This window comes from Arthrobacter cryoconiti (assembly GCF_020905375.1).
GTDB lineage: Bacteria > Actinomycetota > Actinomycetes > Actinomycetales > Micrococcaceae > Specibacter > Specibacter cryoconiti.
Genome location: NZ_JAJJBU010000009.1, coordinates 133979 through 146228 on the forward strand (window position 1 = coordinate 133979; position 12250 = coordinate 146228).

General features: G+C 59.6%; 12 protein-coding genes. 8 read left to right on the plus strand and 4 right to left on the minus strand.

All coding sequences use genetic code 11. From position 1 onward, the window contains the following. The first annotated feature begins 84 nt into the window (after positions 1-84). Entirely contained in the window at positions 85-1182 is a 1098-nt protein-coding gene (locus LOH53_RS06210) for a serine hydrolase domain-containing protein (protein ID WP_230066864.1), read from the plus strand. A gap of 86 nt (positions 1183-1268) precedes the next feature. Here the strand turns inward: LOH53_RS06210 and LOH53_RS06215 are convergent, their stop codons facing one another. From LOH53_RS06215 to LOH53_RS06230, 4 genes are read right to left on the minus strand one after another with little or no spacing between them, the layout of a single operon-like run. Then, positions 1269-2210 (minus strand): ABC transporter substrate-binding protein, encoded by a 942-nt coding sequence (locus LOH53_RS06215; protein WP_230066865.1) that lies wholly within the window; start codon positions 2208-2210, stop codon positions 1269-1271. Next, positions 2207-2998: an ABC transporter permease gene (locus tag LOH53_RS06220; RefSeq protein ID WP_230066866.1), complete on the minus strand. Its 792-nt coding sequence runs from the start codon at positions 2996-2998 to the stop codon at positions 2207-2209. The genes LOH53_RS06215 and LOH53_RS06220 overlap by 4 nt, the downstream gene beginning before the upstream one ends. Continuing rightward, positions 2995-3690, minus strand: coding sequence for an ABC transporter permease (locus LOH53_RS06225; protein ID WP_230066867.1), 696 nt, complete (start codon positions 3688-3690; stop codon positions 2995-2997). Before LOH53_RS06225 ends, LOH53_RS06220 begins: the two co-directional genes overlap by 4 nt. Next, positions 3690-4823, minus strand: coding sequence for an ABC transporter ATP-binding protein (locus tag LOH53_RS06230; protein WP_230066878.1), 1134 nt, complete (start codon positions 4821-4823; stop codon positions 3690-3692). Before LOH53_RS06230 ends, LOH53_RS06225 begins: the two co-directional genes overlap by 1 nt. 300 nt (positions 4824-5123) lie before the next feature. Between LOH53_RS06230 and LOH53_RS06235 the strand changes: the two genes are divergently transcribed. The 7 genes from LOH53_RS06235 to LOH53_RS06265 all read left to right on the plus strand — a co-directional run bounded on the left by LOH53_RS06235 (position 5124) and on the right by LOH53_RS06265 (position 12092). Then, complete coding sequence (locus LOH53_RS06235) at positions 5124-6128, plus strand: glutathione S-transferase family protein (protein ID WP_230066868.1); 1005 nt, start codon at positions 5124-5126, stop codon at positions 6126-6128. A gap of 104 nt (positions 6129-6232) precedes the next feature. Next, positions 6233-6724 (plus strand): MarR family winged helix-turn-helix transcriptional regulator, encoded by a 492-nt coding sequence (locus LOH53_RS06240; protein ID WP_376991814.1) that lies wholly within the window; start codon positions 6233-6235, stop codon positions 6722-6724. 138 nt (positions 6725-6862) lie between these two features. Continuing rightward, positions 6863-7921 (plus strand): iron-siderophore ABC transporter substrate-binding protein, encoded by a 1059-nt coding sequence (locus tag LOH53_RS06245; RefSeq protein ID WP_230066870.1) that lies wholly within the window; start codon positions 6863-6865, stop codon positions 7919-7921. Between the two features lie 5 nt (positions 7922-7926). Further along, a complete protein-coding gene (locus LOH53_RS06250; protein WP_230066871.1) occupies positions 7927-9054 on the plus strand; it encodes a FecCD family ABC transporter permease in 1128 nt (375 codons plus the stop codon). Beyond that, on the plus strand, positions 9051-10187 hold the full coding sequence (locus tag LOH53_RS06255) for a FecCD family ABC transporter permease (RefSeq protein WP_376991817.1): 1137 nt from the start codon (positions 9051-9053) through the stop codon (positions 10185-10187). The genes LOH53_RS06250 and LOH53_RS06255 overlap by 4 nt, the downstream gene beginning before the upstream one ends. Before the next feature lies 1 nt (position 10188). Further along, entirely contained in the window at positions 10189-11073 is an 885-nt protein-coding gene (locus LOH53_RS06260) for an ABC transporter ATP-binding protein (RefSeq protein ID WP_230066872.1), read from the plus strand. Next, positions 11070-12092: a siderophore-interacting protein gene (locus LOH53_RS06265; RefSeq protein ID WP_230066873.1), complete on the plus strand. Its 1023-nt coding sequence runs from the start codon at positions 11070-11072 to the stop codon at positions 12090-12092. Before LOH53_RS06260 ends, LOH53_RS06265 begins: the two co-directional genes overlap by 4 nt. The last annotated feature ends 158 nt before the right edge of the window (positions 12093-12250 follow it).

Here is a 12250-nt window from a genome sequence, read left to right on the forward strand (position 1 = left end):
TTCCAGTCTAATAGGGAAGGTGTGTGGACCCGGAAGACTCGCGCAGCTGGCCCATGGAGGCATTCGGGTCCGTAAACTGGTGGCATGAACTTTGCCACAGCCCGGTTTGCCCCTGTCCGCGAGCTCTTTGACTCAATGCTCGATGCCGATCCCTCCTACAGTGCTCAGCTGGCCGTTTATGTGGATGGAGTCAAAACGGTAGACCTGATCGCCGGGCCAGACTGTGCAGCGGATTCGATGACAGGGATATTCTCGGCCTCAAAGGGTGTGGCCGCTTTGGCGTTCAGCCTGCTGGTCCAGGACGGTCTCATCGACGTGGATGCAACCGTGGCCACGTACTGGCCAGAGTTTGCCCAGCACGGTAAGGGCTCTCTCACTGTCCGTCAGCTACTCTCGCATCAGAGCGGATTGGTGGGCGTGCAGGGTGGCTTCGCTATGGAAGATTACAACGATCCGGCCGCCGTGGCGCAGCGTCTGGCGAACATGGTGCCACTGTGGCGGCCCGGCTCTGGAACCTTTGGATACCACGCGTTGACTATGGGCGTCTTCTTAGAAGAGTTGTGCCGCCGGGTGAGCGGCGTTCGCCTGCAGGATCTATACAATGACCGCATCCGGGTTCCTTACAACGCAGACGTGTACCTTGGTTTGCCCGCATCGGAGGAGCCGCGTTTTCGAGCTGTGCGTTACGTCCAGGAAGAGGCCGGGTTTCTGGACCCGCATTCGGTAGCTGGAGTCTCAGCAAATGTGCAAGCCGGAAATCTCCTAGAGCTGCCCAACATTCGCAGCGTTCGGGCTGCGGGTAGCTGCAGCGGCGCTGGCGTCGGATCCGCCCATGGCCTGGCTCGCGTCTACGCCGGTGCCATCTCTGAAGTGGATGGGCTGCCGGCCTATTTGTCTCCGGCAACCATTGCGATCATGGGTCAGGAACAAGTCTGGGGACTGGACCGGGTATTTTGCGATACCGGTGCCTTTGCCTTGACCTTTATGAAGCCACACCCGCGGATGGATTTTGGCAGCGCCGAGGCATTCGGGCACGATGGCGCTAATGGTTCTCTGGGATTCGCTGATCCACTGTACGGGATCGGTTTTGGCTATATTCCGGCGTGGAACGAGGACAGCGGGACGGCGGGACGTGGAATGCAGCTCAGCGCGGCCGTCCGCCGGGCAATTTTAGCTGGTTGAAGATAATGGACTGAACTCATTGTGCAGCTGATGCGGGTGCGAGGGCTTGCCACCCGCATCAGCTGCCCAATGAATGAGTACTGTTCTTACTTGGTGATGCCCTTTTCCTTCAGCCACTCGGCAGCGGCGGCCTTCGGATCCATCTTTTGGCTTCCGCTGACCTTGGTGTTCAAGCTGATGAGGTCATCGGTGGTCAGAAGCGACGAGACGTTATTTAGAGCCTTCTTAGCAGCATCGTTGACGGTAGCCGTCTTGACGAGAGGCACCACCTGCTGCGCCAACCAGTTATTTTTCGGGTCGGTGAGCGCCACCAACTTGTTTTCCGGGATGGCCGGAGAGGTGGTGAAAATATCGGCAACCTGGACGTCGTTATTGAGCAACGCCTTGACCGTCAAGGGCCCTCCACCATCGCTGATGGGCGTGAACTTCGCCGGTACGCAGTTGTATTTTGCGGCCAGTCCGGGCAGACCGTAGGAGCGTGTAGCGAACTCCGGCGGCGCTCCGATGGTGAGCTCACCGCACACCTTGGCTAGGTCATCGAGTGACTTCAGGTTATATTTGGCCGCGGTTTCGGCCGTCACAACCATCGCGTCCTTGTCTTCCGCCTTGGCAGCATCCAAGACGGAGAGCCCCGTCGGCATAACCGCGGGCAGACCCTTGACCACGTCTTCGGGAGTGGTGGCCGTAGTCTTAGGATCCAGGTAACCCAGAAGGTTTCCGGTGTAGTCAGGGACCAAATCGATAGATCCGTCCTCAACCGCCTTGACGTAAACTTCGCGGGCTCCGATGTTCAACTTTGTGGTGGCAGTGACCCCTGCGGCGTTCAATGCCCCGGCATAGATCTCCGCGATCGTGGCGCTTTCCGGGAAGTTTGCCGAGCCTACAACAACTGCGCCGGCATCTGCGGACCCTGAACTGGAGGAAGTGCTCAAGGGGCTACTGCCACAGGCCGTTGCTGCCAGTAGTACGGATAGTCCTGCGGCTGCACTCAAGGCGCCCCGGCGTGAAAGTCGTGGGTTGTTTGTCATGGTGTTCCTCCTGTGGTGCGGGCGGGTAATAAATCGCTGGTGTCAGCGAGCGAAGCATTCATTTTTTTAGTTTCGTCCGGGACGTACCGAACTTCTTGCAATCCTGGTGAGACGACAACTCGTTGAAGTAATGCCAGCAGTGCATCGATTGTAATAGCGAGAACGGCAATCACCACTGCCCCGCCCAAAACTTGACCGTAATCTTGAACGGCAAGTCCGTCAATAATGAACCGGCCTAGTCCACCGAGGCTGATGAAGGCAACGACGGCTACGGTGGCGAGAACCTGCAACACAGCGGACCGGAATCCACCGAGCATGACCGTGAGGGCATTAGGTACCTCCACCCGAAACAGAACCTGCCATTCCGTCATGCCCATGCTCCGTGCTGAATCAACAATGCCGGGTTCGACGGCGGCGATTCCGGCGAACGTGCCCGTCACGATCGGTGGGACGGCTAGCAGGACAAGTGCCCACACAGCAGGCATGAGTGAAAGTGTGGACGTTGCCATGAGTGCGAATAGTGTCATCACACCCAGCGTGGGAAGTGCACGTAGTAAACCTGAGAGAGAGACGACCACGACGCGCCCGCGGCCGGTGTGGCCGACGAACAGCCCGATAGGAACGGCAATGACCAGGGAAATTAGCAGTACTAGGCCGGTGTAACCCAGATGCTCAAGGACTCGCTGCGGGATGCCCATGGCTCCGTGCCAATTTGTGGGATCGATCAGCCATTGCAGCCCTTGACTGAAGGGGTCTGTGGCTGTGTAAGAGGTAGCGGGGCGGATCATGCGCTAACCCCCTTAGCCGCTGATTCGGGCAGCGGGATGGCATCGTTAGCCTGGATTTTTGCTGTGTGCAGCCACGGAGTGAGTACCCGCTGGAGAAGCACTAAAACGACGTCCATCAACACTGCGAGAACTAGTGTGCCGAGGATACCGACCATGATTTCGGTCAGAAAATTACGCTGGAGTCCGTCCGTGAAGAAGAAACCGAAACTGGGGATCCCCAGCAAAGCGCCCACCGTGACAAGAGAAATATTACTCACTGAGATCACACGCAGCCCGGCAAAGAGCACAGGAACGGAGAGTGGAAGATCTACTGACAAGAACCGTTGCAGTGGCTTGAAGCCCATAGCTGTGGCAGCTTGACGAATGCCCTCATCCACCGAGTTCAAGGCATCCAGAGTGGAGCGCACCAAAAGAGCCACAGCGTAAATGGTCAGCGCCACAATAATGTTGGCGAAGTCTAGAATCTTGGTACCCAAAACGACCGGCAGGATCACGAACAGCGCCAACGAAGGAACTGTGTAAAGCACTGATCCTAGGGACAGTATGAAGGCTGCCAGTCCCTTATTGAGGCGGGCTAGTTGCGCTAACGGGATGGCGATGGCCACGCTCAGTACCAGTGGCACTACTGCCTGCACCAAGTGGTAGCCACCCAAGGAGAAAATCTGCCCCATGTTGGCCAGTGCCCATTCCATCAGTGCCCACCTTCTGGCGTGGCTGCGCGTGGGAGCCGGGATCCGTGGGCCCGGGCAGTGCGAGCCGCCTCAATCGCGGCCAGAACTTCCTCGCCTTTGACGACGCCGGTGAGCTGGCCGGCGTCGTCCACGGCAACGCCTAGGCCAGACGGTGAGGACAGGGCTGCGTCGAGGGCATTGCGGAGGGGGTCCCCCGTGTGGAAGAGGGAGCCGCCGGGGACTAACAAGGCAGAAGCGAGCGGCGTTGCCGAACCGCCTGCAGGAGCGAGCCAACCTAGCGGACGATTACCGTCGTCGAGCATCAGCGTCCAAGTAGATGCGGAGGCAGAATTGGTGCCGTCCCATACCTGCGATGGCACTTGATGGATCGGGACAGAGGTTCCCGGGCTAAAGGAAAGATGACGGAAACCGCGGTCACGTCCGACGAAAGCAGCCACGAAATCATCCACGGGTGCACGCAGTATCTCCTCTGGCGCCGCATACTGGGCAACGCGCCCTCCGGTGGCGAAGACAGCAACTTTGTCGCCAAGGAGAGTGGCCTCGTCGATGTCGTGCGTGACAAACACAATTGTCTTTGCGAGATCGCGCTGGAGCCGAATCAGTTCTTGCTGAAGCTCGGCACGGACTACCGGGTCCACGGCAGAAAACGGCTCGTCCATGAGTAGCACCGGGGGATCCGCCGCCAGTGCGCGGGCCACGCCTACGCGTTGCTGCTGACCTCCGGAAAGTTGGTTGGGGTAGCGTCGGCCCATTGCGGCGGAAAGCCCCACCGTGTCCAAGAGCTCGTTGGCTCGAGCCCGGGCGGTAGCGCGCGGCACGCGATTGAGCCTCAGCACTGTTGTGACGTTATCTATGACAGTGCGGTGCGGGAGCAACCCGGCCGACTGCATGACGTACCCCATGGAACGGCGTAATGCTGGAGCCGGAATGGTTCCTACGTCACGCCCGCCCACTGTAATAGTGCCGCTGGTGGGCTCGACCATGCGGTTGATCATGCGCAGCGACGTGGTCTTGCCACAACCCGATGGGCCTACAAAGACAGTAATTTTGCCGGCGTCAATACCCAGGTTGAGATTTTCGACGGCGGCTGGACCGCCCTGATAATTCTTGGCAACGTTGCGAAAGTCGATCATCGTGGCCCCGGGGGTGGTGGCGGCCAGAGTGGCGGCTGTGCTGCTGGCGTCCATACTCGCTGTTGCGTCTGGCCCTGCCATGTGCGGTCCTCACTGTTGGTGATGCTTACCTTCGGTGACTAAATAACTTGGCTTCTGTTGATCTTAGTCAAGGTAAATTTTCAGAGTAAAGCGACTCGACGGATGCCGAGGCGGAAATTCGCGGTATTCCCTAAAGTGTTCAGCTGACTGCGAACGCCTCGGGATGATTCGTACCGGGACCCGTATCCGGATTGGATGCCTGAGGATTAGGCTGATTTCATGGATACACCTGAGAAGTCAATGAGCGCCAAAGGATCCTACGTAACAGCAGCTGAGTACACGCGGGACACGAACTATATCCAAACGCGCATTACGTTAGATGGCGCGGATGGCTACCCTGTGGAAGCTGGACGCTACCGGCTGGTGGTGGCGCGGGCGTGTCCCTGGGCGCACCGCTCCACGATCGTGCGGCGACTGTTGGGGCTAGAGGACGCCATCTCGATCGGTGTATGCGGACCAACCCATGACGCGCGGAGCTGGACCTTTGACTTGGACGACGGAGGTGTGGATCCCGTCTTGGGGATCCCGAGGCTGCAAGATGCATATTTTGTCCGGACACCGAATTATGCCCGTGGCATCACCGTGCCAGCCATAGTAGATGTGCCGAGTGGGGCGGTAGTGACAAACGATTTCCCCCAAATCACACTTGACTTTTCCACGCAATGGAAACAATTTCACCGTTCTGGCGCACCGGATTTGTACCCGGAGGCTCTACGGGAGGAAATGGAACGCGTAAACAAGAGGGTGTTTACGGAGGTCAATAACGGCGTCTACCGCTGTGGATTCGCGGGGAGTCAGGAAGCCTACGAGGTGGCCTATGACCGCCTTTTTACAGCACTGGACTGGCTTGAAGAACGCTTGCGAGGACAGCGGTACCTGATGGGGGACTCAATCACCGAAGCAGATGTTCGGCTTTTCACCACTCTGGTGCGCTTCGACGCTGTTTATCACGGCCACTTTAAATGCAACCGTAACAAGCTCACGGAAATGCCAGTCCTCTGGGCGTACGCCCGCGATCTGTTTCAGACTCCCGGCTTTGGCGACACCGTCAATTTCGAAGAAATCAAGGCGCACTATTACATCGTCCACGAAGATCTAAACCCCACGCAGATTGTCCCAAAAGGCCCGGACGCTGCCGGGTGGCAGTCTGCGCATGGACGCGAAGCACTCGGTGGTAGCCCGTTCGGAAAGGGAAGCGCACCCACGCGTGCCGTGGACGCATAAGGCGATTAGCTGGGTCTTAGGCTCCGGCGATTCTTAGGCGTTGTCCGGCTTTAGAGCACGGCTGATATCCGGCTGGAAAGTGGAACCGTGAAAAGATGTTGCCCATGAATGAATCGCAGCCGCGCTGGCTCAACGCGAAGGAGCGCGCCGCGTGGCTGGCGCTGCTGTCCACGACTACTTTGCTTCCCGGCGCTGTGGAAACGTCGCTGCAAAAAATCGGGCAGCTGTCCCTGTTTGACTACAACGTTTTGGCGATGCTTTCAGAGACGCCCAGCCGCACGCTGCCGATGAGTGAACTGGCAGCGAGAACCAGTGCCTCCCTGTCCCGGCTCTCCCACGTGGCCAAGAAGCTTCAGCTGCGCGGGTTGGTTGAGCGTTCCACGCACGCTGACGATGCTCGCGTCACCGCAGCAACCATCACGGACGCTGGACTGTCACTCATTAACGAACTGGCACCGCTGCACGTGGAAACTGTTCGAGAGTTAATTTTTGACCGTTTGGATGCGCAGGATGTTGCGGATCTTGCCCGCATCAGCCGCAAAATTGTCCATGGTCTGGATAATTCACACTGGATTCTGCGTACTCCTGCGCCCTGAGGTTTTTGTGATCGCCTAGAAAGGCAGCCTTCCCCAATACGTCACAGATGTGTACCCTATTGCCAAAAATATGTACTAGGGTAGGTAAGGCTTGCTTAACTTGAGCAGGAATATCTGGGGTAGTGGAAAAGGAACAGCATGGAATTTACGCGTCGGCAGGGATTGAAGTTCTCACTTTTGGCAACGGTGGCGGCAGCAGGTATCTCCCTAGCGGGGTGCTCCACGGGAGCCGTCGACGCATCCGGGAAGGGAACAGAAAAAGCGCAGTCTAGTGACACCTTCCCCGTCACTATCAAGCACAAGTTTGGTGAAACGATCATCAAGTCTGTTCCGCAACGAGTGGCCACCATTTCCTGGGTCAATGATGACGTCGCCATTGCCCTCGGCGTGATCCCCGTTGGGATGCCCAAGAACGACTGGGGCGGAAATGCCAAGGGTTCCACGCCTTGGAAGGACCTGGCGCTGGAGAAGGCTGGCGCCGGAATTGGCACGGCAAAGGCTCCCGCACAATATTCGGAAACGGACGGGGTGAACTTCACCGAGATCGCGAAAACCAGCCCAGACGTCATCCTTGCCGCGTACTCGGGGCTGACGCAGGAAGACTACGACAAACTGAGCAAGATCGCCCCCGTCGTCGCCTTCCCGGAGACGCCGTATGGCACGGCGTGGCAGGATTCAACCACCCTGATTGGGGCGGCTCTTGGCAAGTCACAGGCCGCCAAAGATTTAATTGCCGAGACCGAAAAGAGCATCGCCGTGCAAGCCGCGAAGTATCCCGCCATCAACGGCAAGACGTTCATTTACGGCAACTTGGAACCCAGCAAGAGTGACGGCGTGAACGTCTACCTCGCAGCGGATAATCGCCCCAAGTTCCTCACGAGCATCGGAATGGTGTTGGCGCCCGTAGTGGTCGCCGCGCAGAAGGGCCAGAGCGCCTTCTTTATCCCGTGGTCCGCCGAGAAAGCGAATGAGCTGACCTCCGACGTATTCGTAAGTTGGGTTCCTGACGCAAAGACCAAGGACGCCATCATCAAGGACCCGCTGCTGGGCCAGATTCCAGCCGTCAAGAAGGGTGCGTTCGTGGCAGATTCGGACAACACTCTCACTTTGGCCATCTCCGCGTCCTCGCCGCTGAGCCTGCCGTGGGCCCTGGATGCTTTCTTGCCCCAGCTCGGTGACGCAGCAGCCAAGGCTTAGAGTCGATGGCTGTAGGGCAACAAACAGGTACTTACGTCGCGTCAAGTTCGACGGCGGCCACTGTCAGCGAGCCTGCCAGCGCGGGCGTTGCTGCTGCTAGGGGAGCGAACGCAGTCTCTGTTTCGCCAACACCCGTGGCGGTGAGCGGAAAGATTCTCTGGCTTGTTGTGCTGGCAGCCGTGCTGATCGTTGTGGTCCTTGGCTCCTTGGCCGTAGGCGCAAGAAATATTCCCTTGTCCACAGTCCTGGATGCGGTCTTCCATCCAGATCAAGCCAACGGGGATCACGCGGTGGTTGCTTCCCGGCTCGTGCGGACAGTGGCCGGACTTGTGGTGGGTGCCTCTTTGGGTCTGGCCGGGACATCAATGCAGGGAGTGGCACGCAATCCCCTTGCCGACCCAGGGATTTTGGGCATCAATGCCGGTGCCTCACTAGCGGTCGTCGCGGGAATCTTTTTCCTAGGAGTCACCACAGTTTCCTCCTACCTCTGGTTTGCTTTTGCTGGCAGCGCAGTGGCCGCCGTTGTGGTCTACTCCGTGGCTAGCCTGGGTCGCAGCGGGGCAACCCCTGTCAAACTCGCGCTCGCAGGGGCTGCCATTGCTGCGGGGATGGGATCCCTCATGAGCGCCATGCTGGTATCCAGTGCCGACTCATTGGAGCTGTTTCGCATCTGGCAGGTGGGCGCGCTGGCGGGAAAATCATGGGAGTCCATTGTTGCCGTCCTTCCGTTTGTCGCCGTGGGTGCGGGAATTCTGTTGTGCACCGGCAGGCTTCTGAACACGCTGGCTTTGGGCGATGACACGGCTCGTAGCCTTGGTCAACGACCTGGAACGGGCCGCATCGTCTCCGCTGCGGGAATCGTGTTGCTCTGCGGTTCCGCCACGGCTTTGGCTGGCCCCATTGGGTTCATCGGACTTATTGTCCCGCATCTGCTGCGCGCGCTTGTGGGACCGGATTACCGCTGGCTTTTGCCGCTTTCCATGCTGGTGGCACCAGCCGTTTTGATCGCAGCGGACATTGTTGGCCGGGTGGTATTGCTGCCCAGTGAGGTACCAGCTGGCATTCTGGCGGCAATGATCGGCGCTCCGGTGTTCATCGCCGTGGTGCGTCGCGGCAGGCGGGCTGAACTGTGAGCCTGACCCGGCAGCCCAAGGATGTCCGCACCCCCAGTATTCGAACCCCCAGTATTCGAACCCTCAGTATTCGCGCCGTAGAGTCCATCGTGCCGGGGTCCGCCTTGCCAGACGCTGCCGCCGCGTGGTTACGAGGGCAGCGTAAGGCACAGCGCCGCCGTCGTGCGGGGATCACTGCAGTGCTGGCCGCCGTCGTGCTGGGGCTTCTTGCTGTGAACATCCTGCTAGGCAGCTACACCGTCACAATTTCCGACTTTTTGCGGATGCTAGGTGGGGAGGAAATCCCCGGAGCCAGTTTCATCGTTATGGAGAACAAGCTGCCACAGGCAATTTTAGGGCTGCTGGCCGGGGCCTCGTTTGGTGTTGCCGGAGCTATCTTCCAAACAATGCTGCGCAATCCTTTGGCTAGTCCGGACATTATCGGTATCAGTTACGGGGCAAGCGCCATGGCCGTTGCCGCGATCGTGCTCTTTGGCATCGGTGGGGTTGGGGTTTCCGTGGCGGCCCTCGCTGGAGCTCTCGTTGTGGCGCTTCTGATCACCGGGCTTTCACGCGGCCGAGGGGGTACAGGATTGATTCTGGTGGGCATTGGTGCCGCAGCGTTCTTGCAGGCGGCAGTAACTTTCCTGCTCTCCAGAGCGAACATTAATAACGCTCGCGACGCCATGGTGTGGCTGACCGGTTCGCTCAATTCCGCGGACTGGAACCGCGTGAACGTGCTGGCAGTGGCGTTGGCTATATTGCTGCCGCTGAGCGTGGTGGGGGCTAGGGAACTACGCGCCCTGTCTCTGGGCGATGACACCGCCGCCGGGTTGGGTACCAACGTTTCCCGGGCCCGACTCTTCTTGACGGTGCTAGGTGTCCTTTTGGCCGCACTACCCACGGCGGCCGCCGGACCCATAGCGTTCGTTGCGTTCTTATCCGGGCCCATAGCCAAACGTCTTAATCGAGGATCGGCTTCGCTGCCGCTGGCAGCACTGACGGGCTCCGCAATTGTGCTGGCCGCCAACTTCGTCGCTGTCAATGCCATACCCGGCACAGCCCTGCCTGTAGGTGTGGTGACCGGTGCACTTGGGGCTCCGTTCCTGTTATGGCTTCTTATTTCCACCAACCGTTCCAATCAAGGAGCATGAGATGGCATCAAAATCTTCACACGGGGGCGCAACGCTTCATGCGCGTGAACTCACTTTGGGCTACACCGGTGATCCCATCGTTGACGCGCTCTCGCTGGAGTTGCCAGCTGGCAAAGTGACGATCATCGTGGGCGCCAACGCGTGCGGAAAATCAACCCTGCTGCGGGGGATGGCCAGGCTACTCAAGCCGGGTGCCGGCGTCGTGCATCTGGACGGAGAGGACATTCACAAGGTACCGACCAGGGCGTTGGCGCGCAGGCTGGGGATCCTGCCGCAGACGCCCACAGCCCCCGATGGCATCACAGTGACGGAGTTGGTGGGTCGCGGCCGTACGCCCCATCAAGGCCTGTTCCGGCAGTGGAATGGGAACGACGACGACGCCGTGGCGGCCGCTCTCACCGTCACGGGAACATTGGATTTGGGGTCGCGGAACATTGACGAACTCTCGGGTGGGCAGCGTCAACGGGTGTGGATTGCCATGGCACTCGCGCAGGAAACCGACGTGCTCCTTCTGGACGAGCCCACAACTTACCTGGACCTGGCGCATCAGGTGGAGGTCTTGGATGTGGTCTCTGAGCTCAATGCCAGACGCGGGACCACGGTGGCCATTGTGCTGCACGACCTCAATCTGGCTGCCCGCTACGCCGATCACCTGGTGGCAATGAAAAACGGTGCGGTGGTAGCGGAGGGGCTCCCAGGGACTGTGCTCACCGCTGCCCTGGTACGCGAGGTCTTTGGGCTCGAGTCCGTGGTGGTCCCAGACCCGGTGACGGGTACTCCGATGGTACTGCCACTGGGCAGGCGCGCAGAACAGCTGGGATTACGGCCCCGTGCCAGCACGGTAGTGGGCGCTGACGATGTATTTAAGGAGGAGGTTTGGGCATGAGCGTAGTTGTTCAGGAATCCGATGCGGGGTACATCCCGCTGGCGGAGGATCCGCTCACACCGATGCGGGTGTTCGGGCTCAAAGTGTCAAAACTGGAGTCGCTGAGCCCACATTTTAGGCGCATCACGTTCACTGGTCCTAGTCTTGACTACTTTGGTACAGGGCCGCACGGAGGGACCCTAGATCTGCGGATCAAGGTGCTCATCCCATCTCCTGGGCATCCGTTGCCACCGCTGAGGCATGTGCGTGGTTCGCTCCAACAGGACTGGTATCAGCGGTGGCGTGCCCAAGATGAATCGATGCGCGGGGTCATGCGCACCTACACGGTTCGGGCGCTGCGGCCCGCCGTTGCGGGCTCCTCCGAGCACTCTGCGGGCTCCCGTGTTAGCTCGCCTGCACCGGTTGAATTGGACATCGACTTTGTGCTCCACTTGGACGGGGCCACGGGTTCTTCTGGTCCCGCCGCGCAGTGGGCCGCAGCGGCACAGCTGGGTGATGAGTTGACGCTGATCGGCCCGTGTGCGCGATCAGGCGATTGCACGGGTATTGAATTTTCTCCCGGTAACGCGGACAGGGTTCTTCTGGTGGGTGATGAGACGGCAGTGCCCGCCATTGCCGCCATTCTGGAAACCCTGCCACCACATGTTGCTGGGCATGCGGTGTTGGAGGTGCCGTCGTCGGCCGATTTCTTGGACATTTCCACACGAGCCAATGTAGAGGTGCGCTGGCATGCGCGTAATGGACAGACACACGGGGAATTGATGGATCGAGACGTCCGCACGGTCATTGTGCCTGCTGCTTGCCAGCGCGGTCAGGAACCAGAAGACGTGAATGTGGATGAGGCGATCCTGTGGGAGACGCCGGAAGCCACACCCGGGCATGGACTCTATGCCTGGATCGCCGGTGAAGCCGCGGCAATCCGCACTTTGCGCCGTTATCTGGTGGCAGAAGTCGGCATGGACCGCGAAGCTGTGGCGTTCATGGGCTATTGGCGCCAGGGGAAGGCGTTGCCGCAGTAGTTTGCGATGGCCGGGCGGCGGGCGGCGTGCCTGCCTGTCTGCCTGTCTGCCAGCGACGGCGTGCCAAAGTGCTGAGGGACCCTGAAATTTCAGGGTCCCTCAGCACTTTGGCACGCCGTCGCTGGCAGACAGGCAGACAGGCAGGCACGCCGCCCGCC